Below are 20,844 nucleotides of genomic sequence, written 5' to 3'. Positions count from 1 at the left end.
AAAGTGGAAAACAGTAATGATTTCCACTTTTTTAATTCAAATATCGATAATGCCCAATGATCCTAAAATCAAACAAGCAATCTTCTAATATTTGACCTGCTCCAATATTATGTACGATCATAAAACGTTTGTTGTCTGCCGATTTTTTATTGACAACAATTCCTGTGTGGGTAATGGCGCCTCCTAAATTCCAACAAATAATATCTCCTGGTATGTAATCTTTAGGATTTTTAGTGATTAGTTTTACAGTTCCTTTTCTTGAAAAAAACGTCATTAAATTTGGCACTCTTCTATGATCTATATTTTTATCAGGTTTTGTTAATCCCCAATTTTTGGGATACAAATTAAAATTTGCTTTCATATCTTCATGAACTTCTTTCTGCAAATCGATTCCTAATTTTCGGTAAGCTCTAATTAGTACATCTGTACAAACACCTTTTCCTTTTGGCACATCTCCATTTGGATATTTAATTGAAAAATAACCTGGATCATAAACTACGTTGTCTTTTGTTAATTCTAAAGCAGCAGTTGAGAGTTTGTTTTCTTGTGAAAAACTACAATTTACATAAAATATGAAAAGTAAAAATGTAATTCGTTTTTTCATTAATTTTTAATTTTAACAACGTAGAAACAATAGAAAATATAGCTCTTATAAATGAAAATAGTTTGAATAAAACAATTCAGTTGACAAACAGGTTTAGTCCAGATTGAAATATTTGTTTGAGCTCTTTTTGCCTTTTTCAGTCAAAAAAGCGAGTGCTGAAAGCTGGAAATAGCTTCTAATTACTATATTTAAAATTATAGCAATCTTAACTGAAAACTGCTACTGCAATCTGCCAACTTTTTTATTTCGGACTATAAACAACACAAGGAATAATCATTTCTTCTAAAGAAACACCTCCATGTTGATAGGTGTTTTTGTAATATTTTACAAAGTGATTAAAGTTGTTTGGATAGGCGAAAAACAAATCTTCTTTTGCAAAAATAAATGGACTATTCATTGCTACAGTTGGTAAAAAAATGTCTTTTGGATTTCTGACTGCGTAGACATCTTTCTCTTCGTAACTTAAACTTCTACCTGTTTTGTAACGTAAATTAGCGCTGATATTTTTATCGCCAATTACTTTGGTTGGATTTTTACAATTAATGGTTCCATGATCTGTAGTAATAATTAATTTCTGACCTAAATTTTGCGCTTTTTGAATAATTTCAAACAAAGGAGAGTTTTTAAACCAACTTAAGGTCAAACTTCTGTAAGCTTTATCATCGCCAGCTAATTCTTTAATTACTTCCATTTCTGTTTTAGAGTGTGAAAGCATATCTACAAAATTATAGACAACTGTAGTTAAATCGTTTTGCTTGGTTCCGTTAAAATTATCGGCTAATTCTTTTCCACTTTTTAAAGACGTAATTTTATAATATTCATGTTTAATATCTAAACTTAAACGTTTTATTTGCGCCGTTAAAAACTCATTTTCGTACAAATTCATTCCACCTTCATCTGTATCGTTTTTCCAATAATTAGGATGGCGTTTTTCCATTTCTGATGGCATTAATCCAGAAAAAATTGCATTTCTAGCATACTGAGTGGCTGTTGGTAGTATAGAGAAATAAGAATGCTCCTTATCTTTTTTATAGAAATTATTAATTAAAGGTTCTAAAATTCTGTATTGATCATAACGTAAGTTATCAATCACAACCCATAAAATACCTTGGTCTTTGCTTAATTCTGGAGCTACATAATCTTTAAAAAGTGTGTGCGAAAAAGTAGGTTTGTCATGAGCTGTTAAAAAATCTTCGTAATTCTTTTTAATGAATTTAAAAAACTGATTATTAGCTTCTTGTTTCTGACTTTCTAAAATTCCCAACATTCCAGGATCGCTGATGTTTTCTAATTCCAATTCCCAATGAACTAGTTTTTTGTATAAATCAATCCATTCTGAATAAGAATTCACCATTGATAAATCCATAGAAATTTTACGAAATTCTTGTTGGTAGCTAGATGTAGTTTTTTCTGAAACCAAACGTGAGTTGTCTAGATTTTTCTTTAAACTCAATAAAATCTGACTAGGATTTACGGGTTTTATTAAATAATCTGCTATTTTAGAACCTATGGCTTCTTCCATAATATATTCTTCCTCGCTTTTTGTAATCATCACTACAGGTAAATTTGCCTGTTTTTGTTTAATTTCTGATAGTGTTTCTAAACCCGTTAATCCTGGCATATTTTCATCTAAAAAAACAATATCGAAATTTTGTTCATCAACCAAATCAATGGCATCAGCACCATTTGTGCAAGTGGTTACTTTATAGTTTTTGCGTTCTAAAAAAAGAATGTGAGGTTTTAATAATTCAATTTCATCATCTACCCATAATATTTGTATGCTGCTCATAGTTCGTTTTTAAATTCTAAATTTCTAACGTTAAATATACCCTTTTGTTATTTTTTGTTGATGTTAATAATGATAAAATATTGCCAATTTTAGGATTTATAAAATGCTGCTTTCATAAAACTTTTTATGTTTGATAAATTTCATTTTAATTGATAAGAAGCAATTTTATCATTTAAAAATATTAATAAGCAAAACATTCAAGTTTAAAGCATTATATCGTAATTTGCATCCTCTTAAAAAAGTATCAATTTTGAAGAAAAAAACGCCTAATAAGTTAAAAATATTAAATGATCCTATTTATGGATTTATTCAAATTCCAAACTCCATCATTTTTGATCTTATTGAACATCCTTATTTTCAGAGACTAAGACGAATAGCACAAATGGGCTTTTCTAACTTGGTATATCCAGGAGCAAATCACACACGTTTTCAGCATGCAATTGGTTGTATTCATTTAATGCAAAAAGCAGTTAGGGTTTTACGTTTTAAACAAGTTGAAATCTCTAAAGACGAAGAAATTGCTTTATATATTGCTATTTTATTACACGATATTGGTCATGGAGCTTTTTCTCATGCATTAGAGCACAGTATTGTTAGTGGCATTTCTCATGAAGAGATTTCGTTAAAATTCATCAAAAAATTAAATGAAGAATTTGATGGAGAATTAGACCTAGCCATCACAATTTTTGAAGGGAAATATCACCGTAAATTTTTATATCAATTAATTTCTAGTCAACTAGATATAGATCGATTAGATTATTTAAAAAGAGACAGTTTTTTTACAGGTGTTACAGAAGGTAACATTTCATCAGACAGGTTAATTGTTATGATGAATGTTAAAGATGACGAGTTGGTAATTGAAAAAAAAGGAATTTACTCTGTAGAAAAATTTTTAATCGCTAGACGTTTAATGTATTGGCAAGTGTATTTGCATAAAACAGGTTTGGTTGCAGAAAATATGTTGGTAAATGTTTTAAAAAGAGCAAAAGAATTAGCAGAAAATGGTATTGATTTATATGCAAGTTCTGCTTTAAAATACTTTTTATACAATCAAATAAATAAGGATAATTTTACAGACGATACTTTAGAGATGTTTTCTAATTTAGATGATTATGATATTTTATCGGCCATTAAAGAATGGACAAATCATACAGATAAAGTGTTGTCTTTACTATCAAAAATGATTGTTGATAGAGAGTTGCTAAGAATCGAAATTCAGAAAACTAATTTTGAAGAAGCTGAGGTACAAAAGAAAATTCAAAAGTTCTCTAAAAAGTTAAAATTATCAGCAAAAGAAACGAGCTATTTTGTGTTTTCCCAAACAATAATCAATCAAGCTTACAATTCGGAATTGCCAATTCTTATTTTAAATAAAAAAGGAAAGTTAAAAGATATTGCAAAAGCATCCGATCAATTAAATTTACAGGCATTAACAAAACCAGTTGTAAAATACTTTATTTGTTACCCAAAGTATAAATGATATTAGCCAAATACCTTTAAATTTTATACTTTTGCATTTAATGAAATTTACAGCACAACAAATAGCAGATATTTTAGAAGGTGAAGTTGAAGGAAATCCTAATGAGGAAGTTTCTAAATTATCTAAAATAGAGGAAGGAGAAAAAGGTTCTTTAACTTTTTTATCGAACCCAAAATATAACACATATCTTTATACTACAAACGCTTCAGTAGCTATTGTAAATAAAAGTTTTTTGCTTGAAAAAAAAGTAACACCAACCTTAATAAAAGTAGAAGATGCTTATAAATCTTTTTCAAAATTATTAGAATTTTATAACGAAGTAAAAAATAATAAACAAGGTAGAGAACAGCCACATTATATTTCAGCATCAGCAAAAATTGGAGAAAACGAATATTTAGGAGCCTTTTCTTATGTAGGCGAAAATGTAGTAATTGGTGATAATGTAAAAATATATCCAAACTCTTATATTGGAGATAACACAATTATTGGTGATAATTGTGTGATTTTTTCAGGTGTAAAAATATATTCCGAAACTCAAATTGGTAACAACTGCAAAATACATTCAGGATGTATTATTGGTTCTGATGGTTTTGGTTTTGCACCCAATGAAAAAGGAGAATTTACAGCAATACCACAAATAGGTAATGTAATTATAGAAGATAATGTAGATATTGGAGCTGCTTCTACCATAGATAGGGCTACTTTAGGGTCTACTATTATTAGAAAAGGTGTAAAACTAGATAATCAAATACAAATAGCGCACAATGTAGAAATTGGCGAAAATACGGTTATAGCATCACAAACAGGAATTGCAGGTTCCACTAAAATAGGTAAAAACTGTATGATTGGTGGTCAAGTTGGTATTGTTGGTCATATTAAAATTGGCGATAATGTTAAAATTTTAGCGCAAGCTGGTATTTCAAAGAATGTAAAAAACAACGAAATTTTAAACGGAAGTCCTGCTTTTAAAATTCAAGATTTCACAAAAAGCTATGTTTATTTTAGAAATTTACCTAAAATAGCATCATCATTAAGTAAAATTGAGAAAGAATTACAAGCTCAAAAAATTGGAAATAATGAGTAAAAAACAAAAAACAATAAAAAACGAAGTTACACTTTCAGGTGTAGGTTTGCATACAGGAAACACGGTTTCAATGACGTTGAAACCAGCTCCAGTAAATCATGGATTTGCTTTTAAGAGAATAGATTTGGAAGGCTCTCCAATCATTGAAGCAAATGCAGAATATGTGGTAACTACCCAAAGAGGTACAAATTTAGAAAAAAACGGCGTTCAAATACAAACATCAGAACACGTTTTAGCTGCTGCAGTTGGTTTAGATATTGATAATTTACTAATTGAAGTAGACGCTTCTGAACCACCAATTATGGATGGTTCATCAAAATACTTTATAGAAGCTTTAGAAAAAGCGGGTATAGAAGAGCAAGATGCAGATATTGAAGAATATGTTGTAAAAGAAATTATTTCTTATAAGGATGATGTTACTGGAAGCGAAATTATTTTAATGCCTTCAGACGAATATCAAGTTACAACAATGGTAGATTTTGGTACTAAAATTTTAGGAACTCAAAATGCTACTTTAGATCATATTGCTGATTTTAAAAAAGAAATTGCAGGCGCTAGAACATTCAGTTTTTTACATGAAATTGAAATGTTACTAGAAAACGATTTGATAAAAGGAGGCGATTTAAATAATGCAATTGTGTATGTTGATAAGGAATTATCAGAAAACACGATGCAAAAACTTAAAAAGGCCTTTAAAAAAGATAATATTTCTGTAAAACCAAATGGTATTTTAGACAATCTTACTTTACATTGGGCAAATGAAGCTGCGCGTCATAAATTACTAGATGTAATTGGAGATTTAGCTTTGGTTGGTACAAGAATTAGAGGAAAAGTAATTGCTAATAAACCAGGGCATTTGGTAAATACACAGTTTGCTAAAAAATTAGCGAAACTTATTAAAACCGAAAAGAGAAATTATGTTCCTTCTTTCGATTTAAATTTACCACCATTATTAGATATTCATCAAATAATGGACATTTTACCTCACAGACCACCATTTTTAATGATTGATAGAATTATAGAACTATCAGACAAACATGTTGTGGGTATGAAAAATGTTACCATGAATGAAAATTTCTTTGTGGGTCATTTCCCTGGATCTCCAGTTATGCCAGGAGTTTTACAAGTAGAAGCTATGGCACAATGTGGAGGTGTTTTAGTATTAAGCACTGTTCCAGATCCAGAAAATTACTTAACATATTTCATGAAAATGGATAATGTAAAATTTAAGCAAAAAGTGTTGCCTGGAGATACTTTAATTTTTAAAGCAGAATTAATTACCCCAATAAGAAGAGGAATTTGCCATATGCAAGCATATGCGTATGCCAATGGTAAATTAGTTGCAGAAGCAGAATTAATGGCACAAATTGCTAGAAAAAAATAAAATATGAATCAGCCTTTAGCGTATGTACATCCCCAAGCAAAAATTGCAAGAAATGTTGTAATAGAACCTTTTACAACTATTCATAATAATGTAACCATTGGTTCAGGAACTTGGATTGGGTCTAATGTAACAATTATGGAAGGCGCAATCATTGGGCAAAATTGTCGAATTTTTCCTGGTTCAGTAATTTCTGCAATTCCACAAGATTTAAAATTTGATGATGAAGAAACTACTGTAGAAATTGGAGACAATGTTACTATAAGAGAGTGTGTTACCATCAACAGAGGTACAAAAGACAGAATGAAAACAGTAATTGGTAATAATTGCTTAATCATGGCTTATTGTCACGTTGCTCATGATTGTTACGTGGGCGATAATTGTATTTTCTCTAACAATACAACTTTAGCAGGTCATGTTACGATTGGCGATAATGTTGTGTTAGCAGGTATGGTTGCTGTGCATCAATTTGCATCAGTAGGTAAACACGCGTTTGTAACTGGTGGTTCTTTGGTTCGTAAAGATGTACCTCCTTACGTAAAAGCTGCAAGAGAGCCTTTATCGTATGTTGGTATTAATTCAGTAGGTTTAAGAAGAAGAGGATATTCAACTGAAAAAATTAGAGAAATTCAGAATATCTATAGAATTTTATTCCAGAAAAACTATAATTATACACAAGCAATCGATATTATTGAAGCAGAAATGGAAGCAACTCCAGAACGTGATGAAATTATTCAATTCATAAAAGATTCTCATAGAGGAATTATGAAAGGATATTTTAACGTAAATTAAAATTGATAAACTAAACTTAAAGGTTTGTGCAAAAGTACAACCTAAATATATAAAGAAATGGCAACAACATCAGATATTAGAAACGGATTGTGTATTAGATATAATAGTGATATCTATAAAATAGTGGAATTTTTACATGTAAAACCTGGAAAAGGACCTGCATTTGTAAGAACAAAATTAAAAAGTGTAACGAATGGAAAAGTAATTGATAACACATTTCCTGCTGGTAGAAAAATTGATGATGTAAGAGTAGAAACTCATAAATTTCAATATTTATACAATGATGGTGAATTTTATCATTTTATGAATGAAGCTGACTACAGTCAAATAAGATTATTAGAAGCTGCTTTAGATACACCACAATTAATGAAAGAAGGCGAAATCGTAACAATTATCATCAATTCTGAAGATAATATGCCACTTTCTGTAGAAATGCCACAAAGTGTTATTTTAGAAGTTACACATACAGAGCCTGGTATTAAAGGAAACACAGCTACAAATGCTACAAAACCAGCAACTGTAGAAACTGGTGCAGAAGTAAATGTCCCATTATTTATTAATGAAGGCGATAAAATTAAAATAGAAACTGCAAAAGGAACGTACCAAGAACGTATTAAAGAGTAGGAAAATAGGTGGCAGTTTTCAGTAACAGTCTCAGTAAAAAAAATTACTGGAAACTGATTTTGAAAACTACTTGCTTAAAATAACGCTATGAAAAAAAGTATCATATTTATTTTAGCGATTTGTTTTTCTATAGTTTCCTGTAAAAAAATAATCGATTCTGCAGCTTCTTTGAGTAAAGAAGACATTTCTGCTAAAGACTTAGTTGAGGTTTCTATTAATAATGATTACTCAATTTCTGTTCCTGACTATATGAAGGAAATGAAATCTTTAAATGATGATGCTTCTTTTCAATATGCAAACATTTACAAAGAAACGTATACCATTGTAATTGATGAGGACAAACAAGAGTTTATTGATGCCTTTAAAGAAATTGGTATTTATAATGATTCTTTAACAGTTATCGAAAATTATTCAGAGTATCAAGTAAATAGTTTTCAAGAAAGTTTAAATTCTGATGAAGTTAAAGAATTGGATTTTAAACTTAAAAATTTAACAGCCAAACAATTTGAACTTAATGGAATTATTGATGGTATTAACGCAAATTATTTAATTGGTTTTGTAGAAAGTGATGCAAAAATGTATATGCTCATGTCTTGGACTGTAGATGATCGCTATAAAAAATATAAAAATACGTTTCAATTAATTCAGAATTCATTTAAACTTAAAAATTAATTTTGAAATTCAATAAACCACAAACTCTTAAAGAGATTGCTTCATTAATCAACACCGATTTTATTGGTGATGAAAATTTTGAGATTCTAGGAATCAATGAAATTCATGTTGTAGAGAAAGGAGATATCGTTTTTGTGGATCATCCTAAATATTATGATAAAGCATTAAATTCTGCTGCAACAACTATTTTAATCAATAAAAAAGTAGATTGTCCTGAAGGAAAAGCTTTGTTAATTTCTGATGATCCTTTTCGTGATTTCAACAAAATAACCAAACATTTTAATCCTTTTATTGCATCCAAAGAAAGTATAGCAGAAAGTGCAATTATTGGAGAAGGAACAGTGATACAACCTAATGTTTTTATTGGAAACAATGTAAAAATCGGTAAAAACTGTGTTATTCATCCTAATGTAACTATTTATGATAATTCAGTGTTGGGTGATAACGTTACCATTCATGCAAATACGGTTTTAGGAGCAGATGCTTTTTACTATAAAAAACGTCCAGAAGGTTATGATAAATTAATTTCAGGAGGTAGAGTTGTTATTGAAAATAATGTAGATTTAGGTGCTTCTTGTACTATTGATAAAGGAGTAACAGGAGATACAACTATTAAAGAAGGAACTAAAATTGACAATCAAGTGCATGTTGGGCATGATACTGTAATTGGTAAGAAATGTTTAATTGCATCACAAACTGGTATTGCAGGCTGTGTTATAATTGAAGATGAAGTTACAATTTGGGGACAAGTAGGCACAAATAGTGGCATTACAATTGGTAAAGGCGCTATAATCTTAGGGCAAACTGGTGTTACAAAATCAGTTGCAGGAGGAAAAAGTTATTTTGGAACTCCAATTGAAGAATCAAGAGAAAAATTAAAACAAATTGCAGGCTTAAAAAGATTGTTAAAAGAAAAATAAAAAACGGATAAGTTTTTTATAAAAGTAAACAAAGAACTATTTTTGTCAAATAAATTAAATCAAACTCCATCAAATTTTCCCTTTGGGAAATGTCCAAAGGACAATGGGATAAATAAATATAAACCATGAGTGTTTTAGTAAATAAGAATTCAAAAATTATTGTACAAGGTTTTACAGGTAGTGAAGGAACTTTTCATGCTGGTCAAATGATTGATTATGGAACAAACGTTGTTGGAGGTGTAACTCCAGGAAAAGGTGGTCAAGAGCATTTAGGCAAACCAGTTTTTAATACAGTTGCAGAATCTGTAGAAAAAGCAGGGGCAGATACTTCTATTATTTTTGTTCCTCCAGCTTTTGCTGCAGATGCAATTATGGAAGCTGCAGATGCAGGTATCAAAGTAATTATTTGTATTACAGAAGGAATTCCTACTGCAGATATGGTAAAAGTTAAAGCTTATATTGCAGATAAAGATACAAGATTGGTTGGGCCAAATTGTCCAGGCGTAATTACGCCAGATGAAGCTAAAGTTGGTATTATGCCAGGGTTTATTTTCAAAAAAGGAAAAGTTGGTATCGTTTCTAAATCAGGAACTTTAACTTATGAAGCTGCTGATCAAGTTGTAAAACAAGGTTTTGGAATTACAACTGCAATCGGAATTGGTGGAGATCCAATTATTGGAACAACTACAAAAGAAGCTGTAGAAATGCTAATGAACGATCCAGAAACTGAAGCAATTGTAATGATTGGTGAAATTGGAGGAAACTTAGAAGCAGAAGCTGCACAATGGATTAAAGCTGATGGAAACAGAAAACCAGTTGTAGGTTTTATTGCTGGGCAAACTGCACCTGCAGGAAGAACAATGGGTCATGCTGGAGCAATTGTTGGTGGAGCAGATGATACTGCACAAGCAAAAATGAAAATTTTAGCAGAAAATGGAATTCACGTTGTAAGTTCGCCAGCAAAAATTGGAGAAATGGTAGCAAGCGTTCTTAAATAATTAAAAATTATTTTTAAACATATAAATTCCTGATTATATTGAATCTATTTCAATGTTTCAGGAATTTCTTTTTTATATTTGATGAATATCATTTTATGTAAAATACTATTAACAAGACTGAAAAAAATGAAATTTAATATTTCTATTTTTCAAAAATACGATTCAAAATGGCTAAATTTTTAAATACAAGAAAAGCAGTATCAGAAATAGAAGACTTAATTAAAGAAGCTGATCAAAAGTTAATTTTGATTTCACCATATTTAAAATTATCAAAAGATTTTAAAGAGTTACTAACATATCGAAATAGTAAAGATAAAATAACAACAGTCATTTTTGGAAAGCAAGAGCTTAACCCTAAAGAAATGAAGTTCTTACAAAGTTTAAGATTTGTCATTTTAAAATATAATGAAGATTTACATGCTAAATGTTATTTGAATGATAACAAAATGATAATTACTTCTCTCAATTTGTATGAGTTTTCAATGAATAACAACAAAGAAATGGGGGTTTTAATCGACTTAAATGACGAATCTGACAAAGAATTATTTGAAGATGCTCTTAAAGAGATAGATTTTATAGATCAGACTAGTGAAAGATTTGAATTTACTTCAATTCCAGAGGAATTAAAAAGTTCAAATTCTGAACAAAAAAAACAATCAAATATAGAAATTTCTAATAATAATAAACTTTTAACAACAAAAGAGTTATCAAAATTAACGGGCATAAGTAGTAGAAAAGTTAATAAGTGGTTTTCAGAAAATAAATTAATGTTTAAAAAAGATGATAATTGGATAATAACTAAAAGTGGAAAAGAAATAGGAGGAATTGAAAAAGAAGGACAATATGGTAGATTTATTATTTGGCCTGAAAATTTAGCTCAAAAAATCACGAAATAATTAAGGTTTTACTGATAGTTTTTAACTAAAAACAAACTAAAATATGGTCAATAAAGAGCTATGTGAACTATGTTTCTATGTGTTAAAATTAAGAAAAACTAATAAGTGAAAAAGAATTTCTCAATTATTTGATTTACAACTATAAACCAAACTTACGAAGAACAAACAATTTTACAATATGAAATTACTAGAAAACAAATCAGCAATAATTACTGGAGCAACAAGAGGAATTGGTAGAGGAATTGCTGTAGAATTTGCAAAACAAGGTGCAAATGTAGCTTTTACCTATAGTTCATCAGTAGAAGCAGCAAACGAATTGGAAACAGAATTAAAAGCATTTGGAGTTTTTGCAAAAGGATATCAATCGAATGCAGCAAATTTTGATGCTGCTCAAGAATTAGCAAAAGAAGTTTTAGCTGAATTTGGTACAATCGATATTTTAGTAAACAATGCTGGAATTACAAAAGACAACTTATTAATGCGAATTTCTGAAGATGATTTCGATAAAGTAATTGAAGTAAACTTAAAATCAGTTTTTAACTTAACAAAAGCTGTGATAAGACCAATGATGAAACAAAGAGCAGGTTCTATTATAAATATGAGTTCTGTTGTTGGTTTAAAAGGAAATGCTGGGCAAACTAATTATGCAGCATCAAAAGCGGGTATTGTTGGGTTTTCTAAATCTGTGGCTTTAGAATTAGGTTCAAGAAACGTACGAAGTAATGTTATTGCTCCAGGTTTTATTGAAACTGAAATGACAGATAATTTAGATGAAAAAGTGGTACAAGGTTGGCGAGATTCAATTCCATTAAAAAGAGGAGGAAGTCCACAAGATATTGCCAATGCTTGTGTGTTTTTAGCTTCGGATATGAGTAGCTATATTACAGGCCAAACCTTATCTGTAGACGGTGGAATGCTAACTTAATAAGAACTTTATTTATATAATATTTTAAAATACCTGTTTTTTTGAACAGGTATTTTTTTTATTTATCGAACTTTTTGTTCCAGTTATCTAAAGAAAATTAGGACTTATCTAAATATTTTATTCTGACTTTAAAGTCAATGTATCTTTGCAGTGTAATATAAAGAACTATGTACACAAAAGAACTTTCAGTAGCACACCAAACAATAATAAATGAACTAAAAAAGGAGCATTTAACAAGTTTTGAAATTTTAAAAAAAACGCAAAATGTATCTTTGATACTTGAAATATATAATATTTTAGATGAGTTAAATTCTATGGGAATTCTTAAAACTTATGTAAAACAAAATATGAAATATCATTATATAGCCTAAATCCCTATAAAAATTTTACCCTAAAAATAAAACACCTCTAAACACCCTAAACCCCTTTACATTTTAATACCTTTAAAATTAAAACCCTATTATAATTGAATTATAATTATAACCTACAACATTTAACGTTGTAGGTTTTTTGTTTGTAGATAGTTATTTATATCTTTCCCATAAAAAATAAGTTTGCAATCAACTTTAATTTTATACAGTTTTTTAGCCTTGTTATTGAGTGTTTCAATAGCCTATTTTCAATATTATTATCAAATAAAAAATAGGATTAAGGTTACACCTATCTTATTTGTTTTAAAAGCAGTAAGTCTTTTTTTGCTGCTATTATTATTCATAAATCCTATTATAGAAAAAACAGAAATCACCAATATAAAACCTGTTTTATCTGTTTTGGTCGATAATTCAATTTCAACTTCATTTTTTAAAGAAGATAAAAATGTAGCTGATTTTATGAAGGCAATTGATGGTGATCGTAAATTACAAAGCAAATTTGATATCGAAAAATTTAGATTCGGAACTTCCTTACAAGTTTTAGATAGCCTTTCTTTTAAAGATGTACAAACCAATATCTCTGATGGAATTCTTGGAGTACAAAATTTACAGAAAGATAAAATTTCGCCTATAATTTTAATTTCTGATGGAAACCAAACCATTGGTCAAGATTACGAATTTATCAATAGTAAACAGCCAATTTACCCAATAGTTATTGGAGACACTACAAAATATGTTGATGTTAAAATAACCCAGTTAAACGTTAATAAATACAGTTATATTAAAAATAAATTTCCTGTAGAAGTTATTTTAAATTATGAAGGTACTGAAAATGTAACCACGCAATTTTCAATAGTTAATGAAGGTAAAATTGTATTTAGAAAAAATGTTTCTTTTTCTTCGGATAAAAAATCGGCTACTTTACAAGCAAATTTAACATCAATTAAAGAAGGTGTGCAGTATTATACTGCGTCTATTGCAAAAATTGATAATGAAAAAAACATCAAAAATAATAGTAAAAGTTTTTCTGTAGAAGTTATAGATGAGCAAACAAAAGTGTTGTTATTAACAAGTGTTTTACATCCTGATTTGGGTGCTTTTAAAAAATCGATAGAAAGCAACAAACAACGCTCTGTAACTGTTTTTACTATCGATAAATTTACAAAGCAATTGCAAGATTATCAATTGGTTATATTGTATCAGCCTACAGTTAGTTTTAATTCGGTTTTTGAAAAAATCAAAGAGAATAATACCAATTATTTGTTTGTTTCTGGTGCCAACACAGATTGGAATTTTATCAATCAAAAATTACTAGGTTTTAGAAAAAATGCCATCAATCAAACTGAAAATTATGCTGCAATTTATAACGATGCTTTTTTAACTTTTTTACAAGAAGATATTGGCTTTGTTAATTATCCACCTTTGTTAGATAAGTTTGGAGAAGTTACCATTACCAAAGAACATCAAGTTTTGTTTTCTCAAAATATAAACGGTGTTCAAACCCAACAACCTTTATTAGCAACTTTTGATATGAATGATCAAAAATCTGCCATACTATTAGGAGAAGGTATCTGGAAATGGCGAGCAGCTAGTTTTTTAAATACAAATTCTTTCGAAGATTTTGATAAGTTTATGGGGAATTTGGTGCAGTATTTAGCATCAAACAAGAAGAGAAATCGTTTAGAAGTAAATGCAGAAAGTTTATATCCTGCAAACTCAACCATTAGTATATCAGCTTTTTATACGGACAAAAATTATCAATTTGATGCAAGAGCATCTCTTGAAATTAGTATTACAAATACAGAAACAAACAATGTTTTAAAAGTTCCTTTTTCTTTGGTTAATAATTCTTATCAAACTGAAATTGAGAATCTTGCTTCTGGAAATTACACTTATAAAGTTTCAGTTGCTGGTCAGAATATCAATAAAAATGGGCGTTTTAAAATAACGGATTATGAGGTTGAGGAACAGTTTACAAATGCGAATGTAAATAAACTACAAAAGTTAGCAGATAAAACAGGAGGAAAGCTATTTTTTACTAATCAAGTTGATGAAATTTCTAAAAATTTAATAGATAACGAATCATTTTATACGGTTCAAAAATCATCCATAAAACAAGAAAATTTAATTGACTGGAGATGGATTTTATTTATTGTAATTGGCTTATTTACTGTGGAATGGTTTCTTAGAAAATACCATGGAAAAATTTAAGAAATTTATAATTAGTATCGATTGTGATTGATAGTTATAAGTCGTAAATTTGATAAAATTTAAAAAACAGTAAAAATGGCAAATAACCAAATGGATTTTAACTTCCCAAAAGGTGGAGTTTTCTTTATTATTATAGCAATTGCAGTGATTATCTTATTCTCAAAATCTACAGTAACTATTGGTCCTGGAGAAGGAGGTGTAATTTTTGAAACTTTGGGTGATGGTATCAATACAGAGAAATCTTATGGAGAAGGTTTTCATATTGTAGCACCTTGGAATAGAATGATTGTAAGAAAAGTGCGTCAGCAATCTATTTCAGATGAAATGAATGTACTTTCTGTAAACGGATTAGAGGTAAAAGTAAATGGAACGATTTGGTACGAACCAGAATTTGAAAATCTAGGAAGTTTAATTAAAACAAAAGGTGAAGATTATGAGCGCGAATTGTTAGATCCTGCAGTAAATGCAGCTGCAAGAAGTGTTGTAGGACGTTATACGCCAGAGCAATTATATTCTAGCAAAAGAGATGTTATTGAGCAAGAAATTTTAGATGAAGTTCAGTTGGTTTTAAAAGATCAGTATTTAACTGTAAAAAGGGTTTTGGTAGAAGATGTTAAATTACCAAGTACTATTAGAATTGCAATTGAAACGAAATTAAAGCAAGAGCAAGAGTCTTTAGAATATGAGTTTAGATTATCTAAAGCAAAAAAAGAGGCTGAAAGACAAAAAATTGATGCAGAAGGAAAAGCGATTGCAAACAAGATTTTAAGTGAGTCTTTAACCGACAAGATTTTACAAGAAAAAGGAATTGAAGCTACAATTCAACTTTCTAAATCGCCAAATAGCAAAGTAGTTGTTATTGGTTCTGGTAAATCAGGAATGCCAATTATACTTGGAAATCAGTAAGAATTATATAATTTATTATAAGAAAATCAGTCAAAATTTTGACTGATTTTTTTTGCTTAAATTTTAAGAATTACTATTCCCAGATTTAAATGTAAAGTAGAGAATTGGTAAAATTATTATGGCTGCAGCAATTATTAAGGATGTTATTAATACGAATTTTAAAACGTAATAAAAGACCACAAAAAATGCAATAGCAATGATTATTGATAAGAATATTTTAGATTTCATACTGGTTAATTTTATAATTAGAATATAAAATTAATCACAAACAATTTATTTTATAATAACTATCTATAAAATATTTAACTCATATAGAATAGTAATAGAGGAGATGTGGTTTTTAAAAGATGAATTCTTTCAGAATAGCTACTTGAGCTGTTGTAAGTTTATGTAACTTCTGTAAATCAGTTAAATATTTGTAACGATTTATATTTAGAATCGTCTTACTATTATAGAGCTAAAATCTTTAGAAGAATTTTAGTTAGTTTTAATAGTTGATCAGAGTCAAAAGCAGTTTGTTTTTGACTCTTTTCAGTTTATAAAATAGTGATTTAAATAAACAAGAAAACAAACTAGCAATTAGTTTTTAGAAGGAATTTTATCACGTTGAATACTTCCTTTTTTTAATGCTTTGTAATTTTCGTAACAAGATAAGACAGCTTCAATCATTTGCAGATCAGATGCTTTTTTAATAAAATATTCAGAATAATTACAATCAATTAAAAGTTCAGATAACTCTTGGCTGTCCATTTGTAGGTACTCCATCATTACTTCTCTATCAAATTTACCAGCTAACATTTTACGTAAATCGTCTTCTTTTTTTAGTTTTTGTAACTTTTTTAGTTGTTTTGGTTTTTTACCAAAAAGATTATATAAGAAATCTACAGGTTGAAAGAGTGCAGCAACAGGAGAAGAGAAATCTTTTTTGTTTGGTTTTCCAACTTCATAGGTTTGTGGCAGTCCATTAATATGAATTCTTGTAAACCTGTCTTTAGGTACTTGTTTTACATCAATTTCTAAAACACCAATTAATTTGGTCGATTTTATAATAACTTCTTTAACTTCTTCGGGTTTTTCATACAAAGCAATCTCTAACTCATTGTCTGCTTTTAATAAATCGTTGGTAATTTTTATTTTAATTGATGAGTATCCTAAATAAGACACTAAAATCGTGTCATTTACTTTAGTGGCTAATTCAAAATAACCTTTATCATTAGTAATTGTACCTTGAACAGTATTTAAGTTTAAAACATGTGCTGCACTTAAAACACTATCATCAATAGCATGTATAATTTGACCTTTTAGCATTGTGTTTGGAATACTATCTTTTTGAGAAAAGGCACTTAAACTTAAGAATAAGCACAAAATAAACAGGTTTCTTTGCATAAAAACAAAATTAAGTATAAAACAGTTTAAAAAGGTTAATTTTTTGTGAAGAAGTTTAAAAATAATTCATTTTTAAAAAGTGCGCACGAGAAGATTCGAACTTCCACAAACTTGCGTTTACAGCCCCCTCAAGGCTGCGCGTCTACCAATTTCGCCACGTGCGCAAAAAATAATAATTTACCGATTTTTTTTGGTATGAACTTTAATAAAAAAAGTTAAGCTTTCGCTTAACTTTTTTTATCTGTGACTGGGCTGGGGCTCGAACCCAGGACCCTCTCCTTAAAAGGGAGATGCTCTACCAACTGAGCTACCAAGTCTTAAATTAAATGAGGTGCAAATATACTACCTATCATTTAAACTAGAAATATAAAATTGAATAAATTTTAGCGATATTTGTAAAAAATTATAAGAAATGAAAATTGTGTTGTTGGGCTATATGGCCTCAGGAAAATCTAGCATTGGTAAAAAACTATCTAAACGTTTGACAATGAATTTTATAGATTTAGACGACTATATTATTCAAAAAGAAGAAGCAACAATTGCCGAAATTTTTAAACAAAAAGGAGAAATTTATTTTAGAAATATAGAAAGTAAATATTTAAAAGAAATCTTGTTTAAAGAAGAAGATTTTATACTTTCTTTAGGAGGTGGCACTCCTTGTTATGCAAATAACATGAATCTTATTAATGAAAAGGCAACAACATCTATCTATTTACAAGGTAATGTTCCTACAATGGTAAAAAGATTGATTCAAAAGAAAGCAAAAAGACCTATAATTGCTTCTTTAGAAGATGATAAAATTCCTGAATTTGTTGCAAAACACCTTTTTGAAAGACGTTTTTTTTACGAACAAGCAAAAATGACAATCAAAATTGATGATAAAACAAAAAAAGAAATCGCAAAAGAGTTAGCTATATTGTTAAACTAAGTAGGCACTTGATTCCTTTTCTGAAAAAGTAACCTGAACGTGTTCTTTGATAGAAGTTGATAAAGAAACACCTTTAAAATCTGCTTTTACAGGATATTTTTTATGATTTCTATTAACTAAAACAGCAGTTTTAAATCGCTTTAAAGGTACTTCTAAAAAGTGTTTTACCCCATAAATTAAAGTTGTACCAGAATTTAAAACGTCATCAACCAAAACTAATGATTTATTTTTGTAATCGCCAACAGCCAAAGAAGTAGAAACAGCTTCTAAAGGCTTTTTCTTGTTGATGTTTACTTCACAAATAACTACTCTTAAAGTAGAAATTTCTTGTAAAGCAGCCACTAATTTTTCAGCAAAAACAAATCCATTACCAACAATACCAGCAATAATAACCTCTTTTTCGTTGGTGTTGTTTTCGTAAATTTGATACGCAATTCTTTTAATTTTTTGATTAATTTGAAGGGTATCTAATATAATATTGTTTTCTGTTTTCATAAGTTTTCTGTGGTATCTTCAAAAGGGTCTTCTGTAAAATCTTCTATGTCTCTACGATCTTTTTTGGTTGGTCTTCCTGCTCCTTTTTTGCGATAATAGTCTTTAGAGTATTTTAAAAGTTCGTTCTTTTCAAATTCTTCTTTTGGTGTAAGATCTTTTCTGTAAATATCAACCAATTTTGCACCAACTCTGCTTGGTGGTAAATCTAAAACTTTTATTTGATAGTTAATTTGATTTTTTCTGACAACAATCAATTCGCCTCCAAAAATATCTTTAGAAGGTTTTAAATTTGTACCATCAATTTTAACTTGCCCTTTTTTACAAGCGGTTGTAGCGATGCTTCTTGTTTTAAAAAAACGAATGCACCATAAGTATCTGTCTATTCTCATAAAAAAAAAGTTAAAATCTATCTATTATCTTTTTACAAAGGTATAAAAATGGTAAATTGCGCCCACTAATTTTATGAATAAATGAATAAAATAAAAAACATATTTGCAATTGTATTTATAGCAACCATTATCTATGCTTGTGGAGATGATAACTTTGGGGTGAACAATCCGTTTGCTGATATAGATCATAAAGCTTTAGCGTTATCAGATAATGATTCTTTGGTAAAGTTTTTAAAGAACCATTATTATGATTTAGATGTAGATTCTGTAAAACCACTTGTTACTGGTAAAACTCCTATTTTTGAGGATAATAAACTAGAAACAATGTCTGTTACAGAAAATGAGATTGATTATAAATTGTATGTTTATGTTGCTAAGGAAGGAAATTCTGGTGCAGATCCTGATAAAGGAAAACCTACTTCTGTAGATTCTGTTTTTGTAAAATATTCAGGAAGAACAATGTCTGGTTCAACTTTTAGTGAGTTTAATTTTGATAGTAATACAACTGGAACATGGTTTAATCTTTTATCTGTAATTAAAGGTTGGTCTTATGGTTATACGAACTTAAAAGGAGGTGAATTAAAAAAAGATCCAGCAACTGGAGGAGTTTTTAATGGCCCTATTACCTATTTAAATGGGGGTAAAGGAGTGTTATTTATTCCTTCAGGATTGGCATATCCATCTTCTAATGTTCAAAATTATACCAATAATTTAGTCGATACAAATTTATTATTTTATATAGATTTGTTAACTTTTGTTGAGGATACAGATCATGATAATGATGGAATACCTACAATTGATGAAGACTTAGATAATGATGGCAATGTTAATAATGATGATACTGATGGAGATGGTTTTCCTAATTATTTTGATGTAGATGATGATGGAGATGGAGTTTTAACAAAAGATGAAGATGCTAATAATGATGGAGATCCAACAAACGATTTTAGTGATCCAAACAACCCAACATTACCAGATTATTTAAATCCGGCTATTAAATAAGGTTAAAAACATAATAAAAAAAACGCTATTTAAATTAATTTAAATAGCGTTTTTTAGTTTAATTTATTACTTATTTTTCTTCGTTTAAAACTGAAGATTTCAAGTCTAAAAATTTTGCATTTTTCTTTTTATTTAAATAATGTCTTAAAACACCACCTTTTACATTATTTACATCAAATTCTACAATAAAAGCTTCTTTGTCTATATCGCTTATAGTTGAGTACATTTTTTTGATATCAATTCTATTAATAATAGTATGAATAATATCAAAGTCTTCTGCATGACCTTTACTACCAAAACCAGAACTCCCTTTATAAACAGTTAAACCAACGCCTAATTCTTCTAAAATTGCAACTTTAATTAAATCGTATTTTTTAGAAACGATGGTAATACCAATAAAATCTTCAAAACCTTCTATAACTGTATCTGTAACTTTTGCAGCGATAATATAAGTTAAAATAGAGTAGAGTGCTATTTCAATAGAAATTACAAAAGCTGTAATAGAGAATAATATAATGTTAAAAACTAAAATAACACGTCCAATACTTATTCCGAATTTATCGTTAATAAAAACTCCAAGAATTTCTGAACCGTCTAAAACAGAACCGTTTCTAATAGCAATACCAATTCCAGAGCCAACTAATAATCCTCCAAAGATGGAGATTAGTAATTTGTCATTGGTAATGGTTTGAAAGTTTTCGAAATGAATAAATAAAGCTACACCAAGAATACTAATAACAGATTTGATAACTATTCTTTTAGATACTGTAAAATAGCCTAATATTAAAAATGGAATACTTATAATAACCAGTAAATAAGACATGTTAATATCTACTTGAGTTTTAACCAACAGCGCAATTCCTGTAACTCCACCATCTAAAAAACCATTGGGTAATAAAAAAGCTTTTAAACCTAAACTAGTTAAAAAGATTCCAATTAGTACTTGAAAATATTCAAAAAAGTGATCACTGGTCTTTTTATATTCCATTTA

At 28.9% G+C, this 20,844-nt stretch carries 21 protein-coding genes and 2 tRNA genes; 15 read left to right on the top strand and 8 right to left on the bottom strand.

All coding sequences use genetic code 11. From position 1 onward, the window contains the following. Positions 1-31: 31 nt before the first annotated feature. Both P161_RS0117205 and P161_RS0117200 read right to left on the bottom strand, forming a co-directional pair. Entirely contained in the window at positions 32-604 is a 573-nt protein-coding gene (locus P161_RS0117205; RefSeq protein WP_026778129.1) for a DUF1287 domain-containing protein, read from the bottom strand. Positions 605-845: 241 nt separating this feature from the next. Next, complete coding sequence (locus P161_RS0117200; RefSeq protein WP_026778128.1) at positions 846-2,393, bottom strand: bifunctional response regulator/alkaline phosphatase family protein; 1,548 nt, start codon at positions 2,391-2,393, stop codon at positions 846-848. A 250-nt stretch (positions 2,394-2,643) separates the two neighbouring features. Between P161_RS0117200 and P161_RS0117195 the strand changes: the two genes are divergently transcribed. The 13 genes from P161_RS0117195 (at position 2,644) to P161_RS0117135 (ending at position 15,653) form a co-directional block, all read left to right on the top strand. After that, positions 2,644-3,873: an HD domain-containing protein gene (locus P161_RS0117195; RefSeq protein WP_026778127.1), complete on the top strand. Its 1,230-nt coding sequence runs from the start codon at positions 2,644-2,646 to the stop codon at positions 3,871-3,873. 40 nt (positions 3,874-3,913) lie between these two features. Further along, the gene (lpxD, locus tag P161_RS0117190) at positions 3,914-4,957 is read left to right on the top strand and encodes a UDP-3-O-(3-hydroxymyristoyl)glucosamine N-acyltransferase (RefSeq protein ID WP_026778126.1); all 1,044 of its coding nucleotides are present in this window, start codon (positions 3,914-3,916) and stop codon (positions 4,955-4,957) included. Further along, entirely contained in the window at positions 4,950-6,341 is a 1,392-nt protein-coding gene (locus tag P161_RS0117185; protein ID WP_026778125.1) for a bifunctional UDP-3-O-[3-hydroxymyristoyl] N-acetylglucosamine deacetylase/3-hydroxyacyl-ACP dehydratase, read from the top strand. Before lpxD ends, P161_RS0117185 begins: the two co-directional genes overlap by 8 nt. A gap of 3 nt (positions 6,342-6,344) precedes the next feature. Beyond that, the gene (lpxA, locus tag P161_RS0117180) at positions 6,345-7,130 is read left to right on the top strand and encodes an acyl-ACP--UDP-N-acetylglucosamine O-acyltransferase (RefSeq protein ID WP_026778124.1); all 786 of its coding nucleotides are present in this window, start codon (positions 6,345-6,347) and stop codon (positions 7,128-7,130) included. A gap of 57 nt (positions 7,131-7,187) precedes the next feature. Then, complete coding sequence (efp, locus tag P161_RS0117175; protein ID WP_026778123.1) at positions 7,188-7,754, top strand: elongation factor P; 567 nt, start codon at positions 7,188-7,190, stop codon at positions 7,752-7,754. An 87-nt stretch (positions 7,755-7,841) separates the two neighbouring features. Further along, entirely contained in the window at positions 7,842-8,426 is a 585-nt protein-coding gene (locus tag P161_RS0117170; protein WP_026778122.1) for a hypothetical protein, read from the top strand. A gap of 2 nt (positions 8,427-8,428) precedes the next feature. Then, on the top strand, positions 8,429-9,346 hold the full coding sequence (locus P161_RS0117165; protein ID WP_026778121.1) for a UDP-3-O-(3-hydroxymyristoyl)glucosamine N-acyltransferase: 918 nt from the start codon (positions 8,429-8,431) through the stop codon (positions 9,344-9,346). A gap of 125 nt (positions 9,347-9,471) precedes the next feature. Beyond that, complete coding sequence (gene sucD / locus P161_RS0117160) at positions 9,472-10,344, top strand: succinate--CoA ligase subunit alpha (RefSeq protein ID WP_026778120.1); 873 nt, start codon at positions 9,472-9,474, stop codon at positions 10,342-10,344. Positions 10,345-10,511: 167 nt separating this feature from the next. After that, entirely contained in the window at positions 10,512-11,240 is a 729-nt protein-coding gene (locus P161_RS0117155; protein WP_026778119.1) for a phospholipase D family protein, read from the top strand. Positions 11,241-11,418: 178 nt separating this feature from the next. Beyond that, positions 11,419-12,165: a 3-oxoacyl-[acyl-carrier-protein] reductase gene (gene fabG, locus P161_RS0117150; protein ID WP_026778118.1), complete on the top strand. Its 747-nt coding sequence runs from the start codon at positions 11,419-11,421 to the stop codon at positions 12,163-12,165. Positions 12,166-12,332: 167 nt separating this feature from the next. Further along, the gene (locus P161_RS0117145) at positions 12,333-12,536 is read left to right on the top strand and encodes a hypothetical protein (protein WP_026778117.1); all 204 of its coding nucleotides are present in this window, start codon (positions 12,333-12,335) and stop codon (positions 12,534-12,536) included. Positions 12,537-12,719: 183 nt separating this feature from the next. Continuing rightward, the gene (locus P161_RS0117140) at positions 12,720-14,747 is read left to right on the top strand and encodes a hypothetical protein (RefSeq protein ID WP_026778116.1); all 2,028 of its coding nucleotides are present in this window, start codon (positions 12,720-12,722) and stop codon (positions 14,745-14,747) included. A 75-nt stretch (positions 14,748-14,822) separates the two neighbouring features. After that, complete coding sequence (locus P161_RS0117135; RefSeq protein ID WP_036841639.1) at positions 14,823-15,653, top strand: prohibitin family protein; 831 nt, start codon at positions 14,823-14,825, stop codon at positions 15,651-15,653. Between the two features lie 579 nt (positions 15,654-16,232). On the opposite strand, the gene P161_RS0117130 is transcribed toward P161_RS0117135, so the two are convergent. The 3 genes from P161_RS0117130 to P161_RS0117120 form a co-directional block, all read right to left on the bottom strand. Further along, positions 16,233-17,039, bottom strand: coding sequence for a carboxypeptidase-like regulatory domain-containing protein (locus P161_RS0117130; protein WP_026778114.1), 807 nt, complete (start codon positions 17,037-17,039; stop codon positions 16,233-16,235). Between the two features lie 80 nt (positions 17,040-17,119). Beyond that, positions 17,120-17,203 (bottom strand) — tRNA-Leu (locus P161_RS0117125). 80 nt (positions 17,204-17,283) lie between these two features. Then, positions 17,284-17,356: transfer RNA gene (locus P161_RS0117120), tRNA-Lys, on the bottom strand. Between the two features lie 95 nt (positions 17,357-17,451). On the opposite strand from P161_RS0117120, the gene P161_RS0117115 reads away from it, so the two are divergent. After that, positions 17,452-17,967: a shikimate kinase gene (locus P161_RS0117115; protein ID WP_026778113.1), complete on the top strand. Its 516-nt coding sequence runs from the start codon at positions 17,452-17,454 to the stop codon at positions 17,965-17,967. Here the strand turns inward: P161_RS0117115 and P161_RS0117110 are convergent. Both P161_RS0117110 and P161_RS0117105 read right to left on the bottom strand, forming a co-directional pair. Then, positions 17,959-18,462 carry a phosphoribosyltransferase domain-containing protein gene (locus tag P161_RS0117110; RefSeq protein WP_026778112.1) on the bottom strand — a complete coding sequence of 168 codons (504 nt, stop codon included), beginning with the start codon at positions 18,460-18,462 and terminating at the stop codon, positions 17,959-17,961. The two genes, P161_RS0117115 and P161_RS0117110, sit on opposite strands and share 9 nt — an antisense overlap. Further along, positions 18,459-18,851 carry an RNA-binding S4 domain-containing protein gene (locus P161_RS0117105; protein ID WP_026778111.1) on the bottom strand — a complete coding sequence of 131 codons (393 nt, stop codon included), beginning with the start codon at positions 18,849-18,851 and terminating at the stop codon, positions 18,459-18,461. The genes P161_RS0117110 and P161_RS0117105 overlap by 4 nt, the downstream gene beginning before the upstream one ends. 81 nt (positions 18,852-18,932) lie before the next feature. On the opposite strand from P161_RS0117105, the gene P161_RS0117100 reads away from it, so the two are divergent. Further along, positions 18,933-19,853: an FKBP-type peptidyl-prolyl cis-trans isomerase gene (locus tag P161_RS0117100; RefSeq protein WP_026778110.1), complete on the top strand. Its 921-nt coding sequence runs from the start codon at positions 18,933-18,935 to the stop codon at positions 19,851-19,853. Positions 19,854-19,923: 70 nt separating this feature from the next. Here the strand turns inward: P161_RS0117100 and P161_RS18840 are convergent, their stop codons facing one another. Further along, positions 19,924-20,841: a YitT family protein gene (locus tag P161_RS18840; RefSeq protein ID WP_036841636.1), complete on the bottom strand. Its 918-nt coding sequence runs from the start codon at positions 20,839-20,841 to the stop codon at positions 19,924-19,926. Positions 20,842-20,844 lie beyond the last annotated feature (3 nt).

The organism is Polaribacter sp. Hel_I_88, from assembly GCF_000687935.1.
In the GTDB taxonomy this organism is placed as follows: Bacteria; Bacteroidota; Bacteroidia; order Flavobacteriales; family Flavobacteriaceae; genus Polaribacter.
The sequence above is the reverse complement of the archived record's forward strand: the minus strand, read 5'-3'. Positions and strand labels throughout refer to the sequence as shown.